This is a genomic window from Micromonospora sp. WMMD734 (assembly GCF_049178975.1).
Lineage (GTDB): Bacteria > Actinomycetota > Actinomycetes > Mycobacteriales > Micromonosporaceae > Micromonospora > Micromonospora wenchangensis.
On the sequence record NZ_JBMHMK010000001.1, the window covers coordinates 4,233,835 to 4,249,352 of the forward strand.

Genomic DNA, 15,518 nt, shown 5'->3' on the forward strand with positions numbered 1-15,518 from the left:
AAGTCGCGTGCCAACCTTACGACCCGGGTCGTTGGGGTACGTAGTCTGGTGTTCGCCACCCGCGCTCGGGAGTCCAGCGATGATCACGTACTACGACGACCGGTCGGTGCAGGTCACCTCCGCCGCCATCCGGGTCGACGGCCGGGCCTTCCCGCTGGCCGAGATCGGCCTGGTCTGGCACCGCCGGGGCGACCGCTCCTGGCGGGTGCTGGCCGGGCGGGGTGCGATCGGGGCCGCCCTGGCGGGCCCGCTGGTGGCCGCGGTGGTCGGCATCGCGGTGGCGGTCCGGCTGCACCGCTCCCCCACCGTCACGCTCGCCGTCGTGGGGGCGTCGGTGCTGGTCGGGCTGGCCGTCGGGCCGGTGGCCGACTTCCTCTTCGACCGCCTGGACCGCTCCTGGGACCGGGGCAGCCGGCAGCGTGAGCTGTGGGTGCGCTGGCAGGGGCGGCCGGTGCTGCTGCTGAGCACCGGCGACGCGCTGCGCTTCGGCCGGATCTACCGGGCGGTGCAGCGGGCGATGGAGAATGCCGCCCCGCCCCGCCGGCCCGGCGGGTCACCGGCGCGGGCGACGGGGCCGGGCACGCCCGGCCCGGACAGCAGGCACTGACCGCCCCGACGCGGCAGGGTGCCGGGTCGGGGCTGAGTCGGGGCGCAGGGCGGGGCCCCTCGCGCGGACCGCCTGGCGCGCGACCCGGCGCACGATCCGTCGGCCACACAGCGGCACCGGTCGCCTGCGAACGGTTAGGGTTAGTGATGACCCTCTATTACCGGGACGACACGGTGCAGGTGACCTCCGAGTCGATCCGGGCCGGCGGGCAGGTCGTACGGATCGCCGACGTCGCGTACGTCTGGCACGCACGCGGGGCCACCACGATGGCCGTCCGGTCCCGCATCCTCGGGCGCGGGATGCTGGTGCTGCTGCTCTCGCTGCCCCCGTTGATCGCGCTGATCTGTGTGGTCTCGCTGGTCTGGTCGGCGCAGGACCGGGGCGAGTGGAAACCGGCCCTGCTCGTGCTGGCCGCCTGCGGCGTCGGGGTGCTCGCCCTGCTGCCCTTCCTGGAGCTGCCGCTCGGCTGGCTGGACCGGTCCTACGAACGCGGCAACAAGGTCAACGAGCTGTGGGTGCAGCACCTGGGGCAGGAGGTGATGCTGCTGCGTACCCCGGACGCGCTGCGGTTCGGGCAGATCTACCGCGCCGTCCAGCGTGCCGTCGAGCAGCAGGGGGAACCCCGGTGACACCGGCGGTCCGCCCCCGGCCGCGGTCGGCCCCGCCCCGTGGCCACGGGTCAACTCAACGGCAGCGCGGTGGCGAGCGGCCAGGCCACCAGGACCGCACCCACCAGGGCCGGTGCCCACCAGGGCGCACCGGCCCGCCGCAGCACCGCCGCCCAGGCGGCCTGCCAACCGAACAGCACCGCGAACAGCGGCACCACCAGCAGCACGAAACCGGGGGCCACCCCCACCACGGCCGCCCCGCCCAACGCCGGTACGGCGAGCGCGCCGACCGCCGCGTACCGCCAGCTCCGCCCCTGCGTGACCAGCTCCGCGCCGGCCAGGAACGCCAGGCAGCCGACCGCCACCACCGGCAGCAGCCACCACCGGGCGCCCACCGGCCGCGCCCAGGTGAGACCGAGGTGGATCGGCACGGCGACGGCGGCCACGGCGTACCCGGTCAGCAGCAGGGCCGCGACCACCGGCCGCAGCGGTGTGTGCCCGTCGGCCGGGACAGGGTCGTCGGCCGCAGCCGGCCCGACGAGGGCGGGGCCGGCGGGGAAGAGGCGGCCCGGCACGTGCCGGACGGCTGCCAGCAGGACGCCGGTGACCAGCAGGAAACCGGTCAGGTAGTCGCCGACGGCGAGCGGCAGACGGGTGGTCGGCAGCACCCGGGCGAGCAGCACCCCCGGGCCGATGGCGGCCGTCGCCACCGCCAGCACGACGGGTGCCGGGGCGACCTGTCGCCCGCGCCGGGGGCGCGGACGGTGGCCGGTCAGCACGGCCGCCAGTGGCACGAAGCCGAGCCCGAAACCGAGCAGCAGCAGCCCCGCCGGGACCAGTCGGGCGGCCGGACGCGGTGCCGCACCGCCGCCACCACCGACCCATCCGGCGACCTCACGGTGGGTGCGCTCGGCGAAGAGCACCGAGATGTGCTCGACGCCGGGAACGACCACCACCCGTCGCCCGACGCCCCGCCGGGCGGTCGCCTCGGCGGTGGCCCGGAAGGCGGGGAACTCCAGGCCGCCGACGATCAGCAGCAGCCGCTGCGGCCGGGCGTCGGGCAGGTCACCGCCGTCGGGCAGCGAGATGGCGACGGTGCCGGCGATGTCGGGGTGGCCGGCGGCGTACCTGGTCACCGCGCCCGCACCCATCGAGTGTCCGACCAGGACGATCCGTGTCGGGTCGACGTCGGGCCGGCCCCGCAGGTGGGCGACGGCGACCGCCAGGGCGTGTTCCAGGGCGACGCGGGACGCGGCGTCGTCGCCGCCCGCCCCGGGCAGCCCGGCCGGATTGCCGCCGTGCCCGGCGAAGTCGAGCAGCAACGCGACCGCGCCCCGTCGGGCGGCCGTGTCGGCGAGCGGACGCATCAACCGGGCCGAACCGGCGAAGCCGTGCGCGATCACCACCCCCGGCCGACGCGCCGCGCCCGCCCCGTCGTCGGTCCGCACCTCGGTCAGCGGCACCCCGTCGACGGTGACCTGCCGGGTGGCCAGGCCCGCGTCCGCCCGGAACAGTCCGTAGCCACCGAGGAGCAGGGCGAGCACGGCGAGGACCGTCAGCGCCGCGTGGCCCCGACCGGCCGGCGGCTCGCCGGGGGGACGGAGCGACATGCCGGCACCCTACCGCCCATCCGGGCACGAACCGGCACCCGCTTCCCCGCTCGCCCCGGGGCCGGGGCCGTGCTCCGGGCCAGGGCCGCCGATCGTGCTCCCCGGGCCCACGACCCGCGGACCGACCGGGTCGGCCACTGCCCGCCGACCGTGCCGGCGGGCGGCACTGGCCGACCCGGCGCACACTGGGTCACATGGCCATCCCCCTGCCCCGACCGGCCGCCGTCGTCGGCCTCACCCGCTCCGCCCTCGACCAGGCGTTCGGTTCGGCCGCCTCGTTCGCCGCCGTACCGGCCCGCGCCTTCGCCGTGCTCGACGGGGTGGAGGCGCTGCTGGCCCGGATCAACGGGGTGGTGGACCGGATCGAGGGCACCCTGGACCGCACGGACCGGGTGCTCACCGACGCCGAGGAGGCGGTGCGGGAGGTGGCGGTGATCAGCGCGGCGGCGACCACGGCCATCACCCGGGCCACCGACGTCGCCGACGCGGCAGCCGGGGTGGTGGCCGGGGCCGGGCAGGTGTCGAGGGCGGCCGGCGTGGTGGTCGCCGAGGCCGAGGCGGTGGCCGACCGGGCCGCCGGCACCGTGGCCACCGCCGGTAGCGCCGCCACCGTCGCGGCCGAGCTGCTCGCCGCGTACGAGCCGGCGTTGCGGCGGGGTGCGCCGATGGCGAACCGGTTCGTGGCCGAGCTGAGCCACGAGGAACTGGCTGCGGCGATCCGCCTCGTCGACGAGCTACCGAAACTCAAGGAGCACCTGACCTCGGACGTGCTGCCGATCCTGGCCACCCTCGACCGGGTCGGCCCGGACCTGCACGACCTGCTCGACGTGACCCGTGACCTCAAGCTCGCCGTCGCCGGCATCCCCGGCCTGGGCATGCTGCGTCGCCGGGGTGAACGGCTCAGCGACGACCCGGCCGGCTGAGCCGTCGGTCAGGTGGCGGGGGTGTAGAGGGCGTCGATCTCGGCACGCTCGGGCAGCGCCACCGACGCGCCGAGCCGCCGCACGCAGGCCGCACCGGCCGCCGCCGCCCAGCGCACCGCGTCGACCACCGGCCGGCCCTCACCCCAGGCCACAGCCAGGGCCCCGGTGAACGCGTCCCCGGCGGCGGTCGTGTCGACCACGTCCACCGCGACAGCGGGCACGTGCACGGCGGGGGCGTCCCGCTCGACGTACCAGGCACCCCCGCCGCCGAGGGTGAGCACCGCCCGGGGCACCAGGGCCAGCAGCGCCCCCGGATCGTCCCGTCCCCGGCCGGTGAGCAGGTGCGCCTCGGTCTCGTTGACCACCAGCAGGTCCACCGCCGCCAGCAGTTCGGCGGGCACCTGCCGGGCCGGTGCGGCGTTGAGGATCACCCGGGTGCCGGCGGCCCGTGCGGCCAGCGCCGCCTCGGTCACCGTCTCGACCGGGATCTCCAGCTGGGCGACCAGCACGTCCGCCCCGCGTACGGCGGAAAGCTCGGCGGTGGTGAGGGCGGTGAAGGCGGCGTTCGCGCCGGGGGTGACCAGGATGGCGTTCTCCCCGGCCGCGTTGACCATCACCAGGGCGACCCCGGATGCCCCGTAGACCACCCGCAGGTGGCTGGCGTCCACCTGGGCGGCGGTGATCCTGGCCCGCAGGGTGACCCCGAACGAGTCGGAGCCGAGCGCGCCGAGGAAGGTGCAGGCGGCACCGGCGCGGACGGCGGCGATGGCCTGGTTGGCGCCCTTACCACCGGGCACCATCACGAAGTCGTCGCCGAGCACGGTCTCGCCGGGTCGGGGCAGCCTCGGACCGGCCCCGACCACGTCCATGTTCGCGCTGCCCACCACAACGATCCGACTCTGCCGCACTCCACCCCCCACCAAACCCCCACCCTCCCCACCACCCCACCAACCACAACCACGACAAGTCTAAATCCTTACCCCACCCACCCCCCCCACCCATCCCTCCCCACCCCGCCCATCCCGTCGATCATGGACTTACGGTGGCCGCAAAAGGGGCATGGGAGGGCCTTTCCCCCACCACAACTCCATGATCGACGCCGGGGTGGGGGGTGGGGGGTGGGGGGTGGGGGTGGGGGTGGGGGTGGGGGTGGGGGTGGGGGTGGGGGTGGGGGTGGGGGTGGGGGTGGGGGTGGGGGGTGGGGGGTTAGGTGGCGCGGGCGGTCCAGCGGGGGCCGTGGCGTTCGACCAGGAGGGGGAGGCCGAAGGTCTTGCTGAGGTTGTCGGCGGTCAGGGTGTCGGCGAGCAGGCCCTGGGCGACCACCGCGCCGTCGCGCAGCAGCAGGGCGTGGGTGAACCCGGGCGGGATCTCCTCGACGTGGTGGGTGACCAGCACCAGGGCCGGGGCGTCCGGGTCGTGGGCCAGCTCGGCGAGCCGCCCGACGAGGTCCTCGCGGCCACCCAGGTCGAGCCCGGCGGCCGGCTCGTCGAGCAGCAGCAGTTCCGGATCGGTCATCAGGGCGCGGGCGACCTGCACCCGCTTGCGTTCACCCTCGGAGAGGGTGCCGTACGCCCGTTCCGCCAGGTGGCCGACGCCGAGCTGCCCGAGCAGGGCACGGGCGCGGGCCTCGTCGGCCTGGTCGTAGCTCTCCCGCCAGCGGCCGACCACCGACCAGGCGGCGGTGAGCACGACGTCACCGACCCGCTCCTCGGCGGGGATGCGCTCGGCCACGGCGGCGGTGGTCAGGCCGATCCGGGTCCGCAACTCGGTGAGGTCGGTGCGGCCGATCCGCTCGCCGAGCACGTGCGCGACACCGGCGCTCGGGTGCAGTTGGCCGCAGGCGAGGTTGAGCAGGGTGGTCTTGCCGGCGCCGTTGGGGCCGAGCACCACCCAGCGTTCGTCCAGCTCGACCCGCCAGTCGACGTCGTGCAGCAGGGCGGTGCCGGATCGCCGGACGGCGACGCCGTCCAGGCTGACCACCAGATCCGCGTCCACGGTCGGGGGGGTGGCTGCGGCGGGGAACGGGTCACCAGTCACCGCTCCATCCAACCACGCAGCCCGAGGCCGCCCCCCACGGGCGGGTGGCCCGGCCATAGGGTGGGGCACCGTGTCGTTGGTCACCATCCCGGGAGGACGACCCATGCCCGTACGAGACGAGGGGCGGTGCGGATGAGCGCGGTCATCGAGATCGCCGGTCTGCGCAAGACGTTCCGCACCATCCGGCGGGGCAGGCGGGTGGCGGTCGACGGCTTCGACATGGTCGTCGAGGCCGGTCAGGTGCACGGCTTCCTCGGCCCCAACGGCTCCGGCAAGACCACCACGCTGCGTGCCCTGTTGGGGCTGGTCAACGCCGACGCCGGGGAGCTGCGGGTGCTGGGTGCGCCGGCCCCGGAGCAGTTGGGTCGGGTCACCGGGCGGGTGGGCGCGATCGTGGAGAGTCCGCAGTTCTTCGGCAACTTCACCGGGCACCGGACGTTGCGGTTGCTGGCGGTGGCCGGTGGCGTGCCGACGTCCCGGGTGGACGAGGTGCTCGACCAGGTGGGCCTGCGGGAACGGGGCGAGGACCGGGTGCGCAGCTACTCGCTGGGCATGAAGCAGCGGCTCGCCGTCGCGTCGGCGTTGTTGAAGAACCCGGAGCTGCTGATCCTGGACGAGCCGGCGAACGGGCTGGACCCGGCCGGTATCCGGGAGATGCGGGACCTGATGCGGACCCTCGCCGGGTCCGGGGTGACCGTGCTGGTGTCGAGCCACATCCTGGCCGAGATCCAGCTGATCTGCGACCACGTCACGATCATCGCGCGGGGTCGTCGGGTGGCGGCCGGCCGGGTGGACGACGTGCTGGCCGGGCACGACCCGCACGAGTGGCGGGTCCGGGTGGCCGAGTCGGAGCGGGGCGCGGAGCTGCTGCGGGAGGTCGGGCTGACGGTAGCCGTCCACCCCGACGACGTGCTGGTGGTCGGGGGCGCGTCGGAGCCGGAGCTGATCAGCAGCACCCTCGGCGGGCAGGGGTTGTGGGTACGCGAGCTGACCCCGATCCGGCCGGACCTGGAGAGTGTCTTCCTCGACCTCACCGCCGGCGCGGCCCCGCCCCGGCAGGCGGACGACACCGCCGGCGACGAGCCGCTGATCGAACTGGACCGGACCGACGGTCGGAGGGTGGACGCGTGAACCTGGTCCGTGCCGAGGTGGAGCGGTTGACCGCGCGCCGCTTCGTCCAGTTGATGGTGCTGCTGCTCGCGGTGGCTTTCGCGGTGACCACCGCGACCACCCTGATCGGGTCGCACCGGCCGACGGCGCAGGAGTTGTCCGCCGCGCAGCAGCAGGCCGCGCAGGCGGTGGCCGCGATGGAGGCGGAGCACACCCGCTGCCTGCGGGTCCGGGCCGGCGAGATCCCGATCACCGAGGACTCGGGCTACGTGCCGGCCGACTGCGGTGAGCTGGACCCGGCGCGGATGGAGCGGCTGCCGGTGGCCACCGACTACCTCACCTCGGTCTTCGTCTTCTCCCAGGAGGCGCGGGGGTTGCTCTACTTCCTGATCGCGTTCCTGGTGCTGTTCGGCTTCCTGGTGGGCGCGTCGTACATCGGGGCCGACCTAAACTCGGGCGGGGTGGTCAACCTGCTGCTGTGGCGTCCGGGCCGGCTGAGCGTGCTCGGCACGAAGCTGGGCACCCTGGTCGGGGTGGTGGCCGTGCTCGCGGTGCTGGCATCGGTGCTCTATCTGGGCACCTTCTGGACGATCGGGCAGACGGCCGGCGCGCCGGGCCCGCTGGACGGGCAGTTCTGGGGCGGGCTCGGGGCGATCTACGGGCGGGGTCTGGTGCTGGTGCTGCTGTCGACCGTGCTCGGCTTCGGGATCGCCACGCTGGGCCGGCACACCTCGGCGGCGCTCGGCGCGGTCGCCGCGTACGCGGTGGTCTGGGAGATGGGCGTCCGGCTGGTGCTGCAGATCCTCGACGTGGCCCGGGCCGACCTGCTGATGCTCTCCAACTACCTGGGCGCCTGGCTGTCCGGCCGGTTGGAGTTCTGGGACGACCGGGGTTGCGCGCCGGGCAGCGGCCTCTGCGACGGCGGTTTCTACACGATCACCTGGGGGCCGGCACTGCTGGTGCTGCTGGCGCTGACCGGTGCGGTCACCGGGTCCGCGTTCGTCGCGTTCCGTCGCCGCGACCTGGTCTAGGGGCGGCCCGACCCGCGCCGATCACGGCAACATCTTGCCGTGATCGGCGCAGTGGTGAAGTATTCCTTCATGGTGACGGGCGGGCAGGGTGGTCGGTCAGCCGACGGTCGACCCGAACACCTCGTCCCGCACGGCGTCCAGTGCGGTCCGCAGCGCCCCCCGCAGGATCGGCTCCTCGGTCAGCCCGGTGGGCACCACCCGGGGCCGGACCAGGGTGATCGCGGCCACCTCGTGTTGCACCCTTTCGGCCAGCGCCGCCCCGCCGGCCTGCCCCACCTCACCGGCGAGCACCACCAGCGGCGGGTCCAGCACCACGCAGGTGCTGGCCACCCCGAGGGCGAGCCGTCGGGCCAGCTCGTCGAGCAGCGGGCCACCGGCGGTGCCGGCGGCGATGGCGGCCCGCACGGCACCTGCCGCGTCGGGCGCGTCGATGCCGTGCTCCCGGGCCACCGCCTGGACCGCGTCCGCCCCGGCGAGCTGCTGGAACGCCGGCTTGGCCCGACGCGAGACGTCCCGGGGGATCGGCACCCCCGGCACCGGCAGGTAGCCGATCTCGCCGGCCGCGCCGCTGCTGCCGTGGTGCAGCCGGCCCCCCAGCATGATCGCCAGGCCCACCCCGGCACCGACCCAGACCAGGACGAAATCCGCCAGCCCCTGTGCCGCCCCGGACTGCGCCTCGGCGACGGCGGCCAGGTTGACGTCGTTCTCGAAGACGACCGGGGTGTGCAGGTCCTCGCGCAGCGCGGCGAGCAGACCCCGGTGCCAGCGGGGCAGGTTGAACGCGAACGTGATGTCCCCGGTGGCCGGGTCGACCAGACCCGGGGTGCCGAGCACCACCCGCCGTACGCTGTCCAGCTCCGCGCCGGCCCGGCTGGCCGCCTGCACCACCGCCGTGTGCACCACGCCGACCGGGTCGTCGGTGTCCCGGGTGGACTGCTCGACCTGGCTGACCACCGCGCCCGTGATGTCCGCACAGGCGGCCACCACCCGCTCCGCGCCGACGTCCACCCCGACCACGTACGCGCTGCCCGGCCGCACGGCGTACAGCTGCGCGTTCGGCCCCCGCCCACCGGCCTGCTCACCGACCCGGGCGACCAGTCCCCGCTCCTCCAGCCGCTCGACCAGCTGCGAGGCGGTGACCTTGGACAGGCCGGTCAGCTCGCCGAGCCGGGCGCGGGTGAGCGGGCCGCGTTCGAGCAGGAGCTCCAGCGCCGCACGGTCGTTGAGCGCCCGCAACAGTCGGGGGGTTCCGGGCAGCCGGGTCGCACTCATGCCACGTCCTCTGGTTTCCGTAAACTCTGCTAACCGAATCGCGTTGATCAGGGATGTCCGTAGCGTATCGGCCGGCCCGCGGCGGGTAACTCGGACGACCCGGCCGCCCGGGACGACACACGTGCCGTCCACCGGCACACGCCGACATCCGGCCGGTCCGCCCGTGGCGCGGGTTCGGGCGGCGGGAGAGGGGGTTCAGGTGGGGATCGATCCAGGACTGCGCCGGCTGGCGCTGGGCACGCTGCTGGCCGCGTACCCGGGGCCGGTGCCGCCGGACTGGGCGGTCGCGCTGGTCGCCGAGGGGCTGGCCGGGCACACCCTGTTCGGCGGCAACGTGCACGACCCGGGCCAGCTCGCGGCGAGCACCGCCGCGCTGCGCGCCGCCCGGCCCGACGTGCTGCTCGCCATCGACGAGGAGGGCGGCGACGTGACCCGGCTGGCACACGCCACCGGCAGCCCGTACCCGGGCAACGCGGCGCTCGGCGCGGTCGACGACACCGCGCTCACCCGGGAGGTCTACGCGGCGATCGGCGTCGAGTTGGCCGCCGTCGGCGTCACCGTCGACCTGGCCCCCACGGTGGACGTGAACACCGCCGACGACAACCCGGTGATCGGCACCCGCGCGTTCGGGGCCGACCCGGCGCGGGTGGCCGCCCACACGGCCGCCGCCGTGGCGGGTCTCCAGTCGGTCGGGGTGGCGGCCTGCGCCAAGCACTTCCCCGGCCACGGCGCGACCGTCGCCGACTCGCACCACGAGCTGCCCACCGTGGACGCCGACGCGGCGCTGCTGCGGGCCCGCGACCTGCCGCCCTTCGCGGCGGCGGTCGACGCGGGCGTGCAGGCGGTCATGACGGCGCACATCCGGGTGCCGACGCTGACCGGGGACGGTCCGGCCACCTTCAGCCGGGCCGTCCTGGTCGACCTGCTGCGCGGCGAGTACGGCTTCACCGGCGCGGTGGTCACCGACGCCTTGGAGATGAAGGGCGCGGCGGTCGCCGCCGGTGGGGTCGGGCCGGCCGCCGTACGGGCCCTGGCCGCCGGGGCGGACCTGCTCTGCCTGGGCGCGAAGGTCGACGCGGCGCTGGTCGAGCGGGTGGTGGCCGAGATCGTCGGGGCGCTCGGGGACGGCCGGCTGGACCGGGCCCGGGTGGAGCAGGCCGCCGGTCGCGCCGCCGCGCTCGCCGCCTGGACCGGTACCGCCCGCCCGGCCGGTCCCGCCGGCCCGGTCGATGCCGGTCTGGGCTACCGGGCCGCCCGCCTGGCGGTGCGGGTGGAGGGCGACCCGACCGGCCCGGCCCGGCCGCTCGTGGTGCAGGTGTACGCCGCCGCCACCGTCGCCGAGGGCCGGGTGCCCTGGGGACTGGGCCCGCACCTGACCGATGTCGAGCAGCTCCGGGTGGTCGCCACCGAGGTCGACCCGGCCACGGTACGACGGCTCGCCGGGGACCGGCCGGTGGTGCTGGTCGGACGGCACCTGCACCGGCTGCCCGGCGGCCCCGCGCTGGTCGGGGCACTGGCCGCGACGCATCAGGTGACGGTGGTGGAGATGGGCTGGCCGGGGCGGTGGCGGCCGGCCGGGGTACGGGCCTTCGTCACCACCTACGGCGCGAGCCACGCCAACGGCCGTGCGGCGGCGGAGGTGCTCGGCCTGACCGGCTGACCCGCCGTCCCCGACGGGTGGGCGCACCCGCGCGGAAGAGCCGGCCGGGCCGGCGACGTGCCGCTGACCGGTCCGCCTCGACGCCGGCCACGCCCGGGACGGGACCGGAGCGGTCGGCGAGGTGAGGCGGTCAGCGCCGCCAGGGGGCCGGGTCGCCGCGGTCGTCGGGGAGGCCGAGCAGCCGGGCGACCGCGGTGATCCGCAGGACCCGGGACACCACAGGTTGCGGGTCGACCAGTCGCAGGGTGGCCCCCCGGCCGACCGCCTCGGCCGCCCCGCGCAGCAACGCGGCCACCCCCGTCGAATCGAGGAAGGTGACAGCCGTCAGGTCGACAACGATCTCCAACAGGCCCGGGTGGCGCAGCGCCTCGTCGAGGTCGCGTTGCAGCCCGGGGACGGTGGCGATGTCCAGGTCACCCACCGGTGCCAGGACCACCCGCCCGGGTCCCTCGCCCGGCGTCGGCAGCTGCATACCCGTCCACTCCTGGCCAACCGGCCGTCCCCGACCGCGCGCCGGCTCTCGCCGCGACGCCCGACCCTACCGGTGGCCCCTGACACCGCTCTGCCGGGCAGCCACCGCGGCAGGAGACAAGCACGTTGCGTTACCGAGCCCAGCCAGGAAATTTTTCCTTAACCCCAGCTCAAGTCCACTACTGGACAGAGTCGACCCACCGATCACCACTTGCCGGACGGGCATTCGAGTACGTAGCGTGACCAGCACCAAGGGTCGACCGGTGGACGCCGGTCACGGCGGGGCCTGGGGCAGGCAGCGGACCGTGGATCCGGCCCGGGATCCACGGTCCGCGCCGCCGGCCGGCGCGGCGGACAGACGCCGAACACCCGACCCGCCCGCACGGCGGATGGACGCCGTACACCCGGCCCGCCCTCACGGCGGATAGACGCCGTAGGTCGACCAGCCCCGGTCGGCGAACCCGGCGGCCTCGGCGACCCGGGCGGAACCGGTGTTCGCCGGATCGTGCCGGTAGGTGGGGACGGCGCCCTCGTCGAGCACCCGGCGGGCGGCCTGCGCGACGAGCCGTCGGGCCAGCCCCCGGCCGCGCGCCGCGGGCACCGTGCCGACGGCCAGCTCGTGCCCGTACGCGTCGTGCCGTTTGACGCCGACCCCGGCCAGATAGCCGCCGTCGGCGTCGCGCACCACGAGCACCTCGCGGTCGAACAGGTGCAGCCAGGGTGGCAGGGCGGGGTCGGTGGGGGCGGTCCAGACGCCGACGTCGGGCAGCGCGGCCGGCGCGAGGCACCACCGGAACACGTCGTCGTGCGCCACCCAGGAGGGTCGCCCGACCAGTGCCGGCAACGCCCCGTACAGCGCGCAGCGTGGTCCGGCCGCCAACTCCCGGACGGCCGCGACCAGCGCGGGTGGCACGGAGAGCACGGTGCTGCCGGCGACCCGGACCGCGACGGCCGGACGGACCCGGCCGTCCCACGCCGGCCGGGTCCGCCGCCACGAGCCGACCACGTGCAGGCCGGGCGGGGCCGGCCACTGCCCGAGCCAGGTCGCCAGGTGCAGGTACAACCGCCGGTCCAGCACCGCCCGCCCCTCTCACCCCGTGGATCGCTCCATGATCCACGGTACGCCGGGCCGGCCCGGCCGACTCACGGTTACCGGGAGTACGTCACGGGTAGAGGGGAACCGGACCGTGAGCTGCCTCACCGGAACCCGGTCCATCGACCGTGCGTCATATCTATTTCCATACATGGACACCTTTCTTTGGGACGGTAATGGCCATGCCCATGCAGCCGAACGAGCGGTACCAGCAGGACAGCGCACGCGTGTGGAACACGGCGGGGGGTGTCGGCCGGTTCCCGGCCCAGCCGCGCTACCGGGAGGCCCGGCGCGGTCGCGGTGTCAACGCCCGACTGTCCTGGAGCGAGTTGAACATCCTCCCCGCCGGCATCTCCTCCCGACGCGGCCTCACCGCCCACTGACCCGGCACGGCGCGCCCGCGACGACGGCCCCGGTCCGTCCCCCGTGGCCACCGGCGGACGCGCCCGGACCGACGACCGACGACCGCGCCGACCCGCCGGGTGCCACCGCGCTGCCGCCGGCGGCTCCACCACGCGCCGACCGTCCCGCCGGGGTGTCCGGCCGGGGCGTTCGCACACCTGTCGGGTAGCGTCTTGTGGTCGATTCCGGCCAGCGACAGGAGAACCGCAGCGCATGGGCAAGAAGACGATCCACGTCTCCGACTTCAGCGGCACGGTGCTGCGTCCCGACGACGAGGTGGTCCGGGTCGTCGTGCTGGAGCACCCCGACCTGGTGGCCGGGCCCGTGCAGTTGGACGCCACCGCGACCGAGGTGGAGGGCATCGACGACGCCGCGCTCGACGTGGCGGTGGTCGAGATCCACGACCGGCACGCCGGTGGGGAGCCGCGTCGGGTGGTGCTGACCGCCAGCGAGTTCGACGCGATGGCGACCGACACCCCGATGGCCCAGTTGCTGCGTACCGCCGAGCGGGTCCGCCCGCCGAAGGCCCGCAAGAGCGCCGAGAAAATCGACTACGGCACCCTCGACCACGCCGGGAAGCCCCACCGGGGGCGGGTCACCGAGGAGGAGGCCCGGCTGGTGCGCGAGCAGCTCGACGAGGTCAACAAGCGGCTCGCCGACGCCGGCATCCGGCAGATCGACCCGGCCGACCCGGAGCACGCGCTGCGGTACGGCTTCCGCACCGACGACTGACCGGCCCGCCGGGCGCGCCCCCGGTGCCGCGCCCGGCCCCGGCCTGCCCTTCCCTCCCCCGGCCTGCCGTGCGGGACGGCCCCCGGCCAGGTCGGGTTGTTACTTGCCGTCGGCGAATCCGGCGAGGGCGGCGGCCAGGTGGGCCTCGGCCCGTTCCTTGGTCAGGCCGAGGCCGGACAGCACGCCCGTGCCGTCCTCCAGTTCCAGCAGGGCCAGCAGGATGTGCTCGGTGCCGACGTAGTTGTGCCCGAGCCGCAGCGCCTCCCGGAAGGTGAGTTCGAGGGCCTTCTTGCCCTGCGCGTCGTACGGGATCAGGTCGGGGACCTGGTCGGACGCGGCGGGCAGCGCGGCGACGACCGCCTCCCGGACGGTGTCCGGGCCCAGCCCTTCGGCGACCAGGGCCCGGGCGGCGAGGCCTTCGGGTTCGGCGAGCAGGCCGAGCGCCAGGTGTTCCGGGCGGATCTCCGGGTTGCCGGCGCTGCGGGCCTCCTCCTGCGAGGCGATCACCACGTTGCGGGCACGCGGGGTGAAGCGGCTGAAGCCGGCGTTGGGGTCCAGCGTCGCGGCCGCGTCGGCCTTCGCGGCGGAGCGCTTCTGGGCGGCCTGCTTGCTCACCCCCATGCTGTTGCCGATCTCGGTCCAGGAGGCTCCGGAGCGGCGGGCCTGGTCGACGAAGTGGCCGATCAGGTGGTCGGCGAGGTCGCCGAGGTGGTCGGCGACGAGCACCGCGTCGCTGAGTTGGTCGAGCGCGTCCGGCCGGGCCTTCTTGATGGCCTGGATCAGCTCGTCGAGGCGGACAGGGTGCGGGAGCTGAGTGGATTCCGTCATGCGTCAACCATAGGTTGACGCCCTCGCATCGTCAACCGGAAGTTGACGATTGCGACCTCCGGGGCGGGTCCACCGGACCGCCCGTGGCGCGTCGCCGGCGCTCCGATAGCGTGCGGCGATCGGACGGGTCGGGTGGCGTCGCGGGAGGGTCGGGAGCATGCGGTTGCACGTCGGCTGCGCGATGTGGACCCACCGGTCCTGGCAGGGGCGGCTGATCGCCCACCCGCTGCCGGTGCACGAGCGACTGCGGCACTACGCCGGCTGGTGCGACGCGGTCGAGGGCAACACCACGTTCTACGCCACCCCGGCCCGGGAGACCGTGGAGTCCTGGGCCCGGCAGACCGGGCCCGACTTCCGGTTCGTCCTCAAGCTGCCGAAGGTAATCACCCACGAACGGCGGCTCGTCGACGCCGACGCGCCGCTGCGGGCCTACTTCGACGCGATCGCCCCGCTGGGCAGCCGGACGCACGCCCTGTGGATCCAGCTGCCGGGATCGTTCACCCCGACGGACGTCCCCGTGCTCGCCGACTTCCTGCGCCGGCTGCCGCAAGGACACCGGTACGCCGTCGAGGTCCGGCACCCCGCCTTCTTCCGGGAGCCCCGCGCGACGCGACTGCTGGAGGCGGTGCTCGCCGAGGCGTCCGCCGAGTGGGTGCCCTTCGACACCACCGCGTTCTTCCGCACCCCGCCGACCAGTGACGCGGAACGGGAGGCGTGGACGAAGAAGCCCCGGCTGCCGTTGCGGACGGCGGCGCTGACCGACCGGCCGATCGTCAGGTACCTCGGCCGCGACGCCGAGGCGGAGACCGTGGCGGGCTGGCAGCGCTGGGTGGAGATCACCGCCGGCTGGCTGCGGGAGGGCCGCTCGCCGACCGTGTTCGTGCACACCCCGGACAACGCCGACGCACCGCTGCTCGCCCGCCGGTTCCACGCCGAGGTACGGGCCCGGGTGCCCGCCCTGGCGGCGCTGCCCGAACCGATCCCGACCGGGCCGCTCACCCTGTTCTGACACCCGCCGGACGCCCCGTCGAAGGTTCCGGCCATCCCGCGCCGGACGCTCTCGAAAGTTTCGACACCCGGGCCCGGACACTCCGCCGGGCGCGGCCCTCCGCCAGCCGCCCCTCCCCCACCCGG

16 protein-coding genes are annotated in these 15,518 nt (G+C 75.2%); 9 read left to right on the forward strand and 7 right to left on the reverse strand.

What is annotated here, in order from left to right:
* The first annotated feature begins 79 nt into the window (after positions 1-79).
* Both ACN267_RS17960 and ACN267_RS17965 read left to right on the forward strand, forming a co-directional pair.
* Positions 80-607 carry a DUF6232 family protein gene (locus ACN267_RS17960; protein WP_421489180.1) on the forward strand — a complete coding sequence of 176 codons (528 nt, stop codon included), beginning with the start codon at positions 80-82 and terminating at the stop codon, positions 605-607.
* Between the two features lie 146 nt (positions 608-753).
* A complete protein-coding gene (locus tag ACN267_RS17965; RefSeq protein ID WP_204956749.1) occupies positions 754-1,236 on the forward strand; it encodes a DUF6232 family protein in 483 nt (160 codons plus the stop codon).
* 50 nt (positions 1,237-1,286) lie between these two features.
* On the opposite strand, the gene ACN267_RS17970 is transcribed toward ACN267_RS17965, so the two are convergent.
* Positions 1,287-2,825 carry a dienelactone hydrolase family protein gene (locus tag ACN267_RS17970; protein ID WP_421489181.1) on the reverse strand — a complete coding sequence of 513 codons (1,539 nt, stop codon included), beginning with the start codon at positions 2,823-2,825 and terminating at the stop codon, positions 1,287-1,289.
* A 194-nt stretch (positions 2,826-3,019) separates the two neighbouring features.
* Between ACN267_RS17970 and ACN267_RS17975 the strand changes: the two genes are divergently transcribed.
* Positions 3,020-3,748, forward strand: coding sequence for a hypothetical protein (locus ACN267_RS17975; protein ID WP_204956747.1), 729 nt, complete (start codon positions 3,020-3,022; stop codon positions 3,746-3,748).
* 8 nt (positions 3,749-3,756) lie between these two features.
* On the opposite strand, the gene ACN267_RS17980 is transcribed toward ACN267_RS17975, so the two are convergent.
* Together ACN267_RS17980 and ACN267_RS17985 are read right to left on the reverse strand one after the other, a co-directional pair.
* Positions 3,757-4,656: a ribokinase gene (locus ACN267_RS17980; RefSeq protein ID WP_281903199.1), complete on the reverse strand. Its 900-nt coding sequence runs from the start codon at positions 4,654-4,656 to the stop codon at positions 3,757-3,759.
* Between the two features lie 298 nt (positions 4,657-4,954).
* The gene (locus ACN267_RS17985; protein WP_421490438.1) at positions 4,955-5,842 is read right to left on the reverse strand and encodes an ABC transporter ATP-binding protein; all 888 of its coding nucleotides are present in this window, start codon (positions 5,840-5,842) and stop codon (positions 4,955-4,957) included.
* Between the two features lie 75 nt (positions 5,843-5,917).
* Here ACN267_RS17985 and ACN267_RS17990 point away from each other — a divergent pair, with 75 nt between their 5' ends.
* Together ACN267_RS17990 and ACN267_RS17995 are read left to right on the forward strand one after the other, a co-directional pair.
* Positions 5,918-6,916 (forward strand): ABC transporter ATP-binding protein, encoded by a 999-nt coding sequence (locus ACN267_RS17990; RefSeq protein ID WP_204956746.1) that lies wholly within the window; start codon positions 5,918-5,920, stop codon positions 6,914-6,916.
* Entirely contained in the window at positions 6,913-7,926 is a 1,014-nt protein-coding gene (locus ACN267_RS17995; protein WP_204956745.1) for an ABC transporter permease, read from the forward strand. Before ACN267_RS17990 ends, ACN267_RS17995 begins: the two co-directional genes overlap by 4 nt.
* Before the next feature lie 96 nt (positions 7,927-8,022).
* Here ACN267_RS17995 and ACN267_RS18000 read toward each other — a convergent pair whose 3' ends face one another.
* Positions 8,023-9,198: an ROK family transcriptional regulator gene (locus tag ACN267_RS18000; protein ID WP_088641729.1), complete on the reverse strand. Its 1,176-nt coding sequence runs from the start codon at positions 9,196-9,198 to the stop codon at positions 8,023-8,025.
* Between the two features lie 199 nt (positions 9,199-9,397).
* Between ACN267_RS18000 and ACN267_RS18005 the strand changes: the two genes are divergently transcribed.
* Positions 9,398-10,858 carry a glycoside hydrolase family 3 N-terminal domain-containing protein gene (locus tag ACN267_RS18005; protein ID WP_421489182.1) on the forward strand — a complete coding sequence of 487 codons (1,461 nt, stop codon included), beginning with the start codon at positions 9,398-9,400 and terminating at the stop codon, positions 10,856-10,858.
* Positions 10,859-10,988: 130 nt separating this feature from the next.
* Here the strand turns inward: ACN267_RS18005 and ACN267_RS18010 are convergent, their stop codons facing one another.
* On the reverse strand, positions 10,989-11,330 hold the full coding sequence (locus tag ACN267_RS18010) for an STAS domain-containing protein (protein ID WP_204956743.1): 342 nt from the start codon (positions 11,328-11,330) through the stop codon (positions 10,989-10,991).
* 414 nt (positions 11,331-11,744) lie between these two features.
* Positions 11,745-12,407: a GNAT family N-acetyltransferase gene (locus ACN267_RS18015; RefSeq protein WP_204956742.1), complete on the reverse strand. Its 663-nt coding sequence runs from the start codon at positions 12,405-12,407 to the stop codon at positions 11,745-11,747.
* 197 nt (positions 12,408-12,604) lie between these two features.
* Here ACN267_RS18015 and ACN267_RS18020 point away from each other — a divergent pair, with 197 nt between their 5' ends.
* Complete coding sequence (locus ACN267_RS18020) at positions 12,605-12,805, forward strand: DNA repair protein (RefSeq protein ID WP_204956741.1); 201 nt, start codon at positions 12,605-12,607, stop codon at positions 12,803-12,805.
* Positions 12,806-13,037: 232 nt separating this feature from the next.
* The gene (locus ACN267_RS18025) at positions 13,038-13,556 is read left to right on the forward strand and encodes a hypothetical protein (RefSeq protein WP_204956740.1); all 519 of its coding nucleotides are present in this window, start codon (positions 13,038-13,040) and stop codon (positions 13,554-13,556) included.
* A gap of 99 nt (positions 13,557-13,655) precedes the next feature.
* On the opposite strand, the gene ACN267_RS18030 is transcribed toward ACN267_RS18025, so the two are convergent.
* Positions 13,656-14,384: a Clp protease N-terminal domain-containing protein gene (locus tag ACN267_RS18030; protein ID WP_421489183.1), complete on the reverse strand. Its 729-nt coding sequence runs from the start codon at positions 14,382-14,384 to the stop codon at positions 13,656-13,658.
* A 181-nt stretch (positions 14,385-14,565) separates the two neighbouring features.
* On the opposite strand from ACN267_RS18030, the gene ACN267_RS18035 reads away from it, so the two are divergent.
* The gene (locus ACN267_RS18035; RefSeq protein ID WP_421490439.1) at positions 14,566-15,393 is read left to right on the forward strand and encodes a DUF72 domain-containing protein; all 828 of its coding nucleotides are present in this window, start codon (positions 14,566-14,568) and stop codon (positions 15,391-15,393) included.
* The last annotated feature ends 125 nt before the right edge of the window (positions 15,394-15,518 follow it).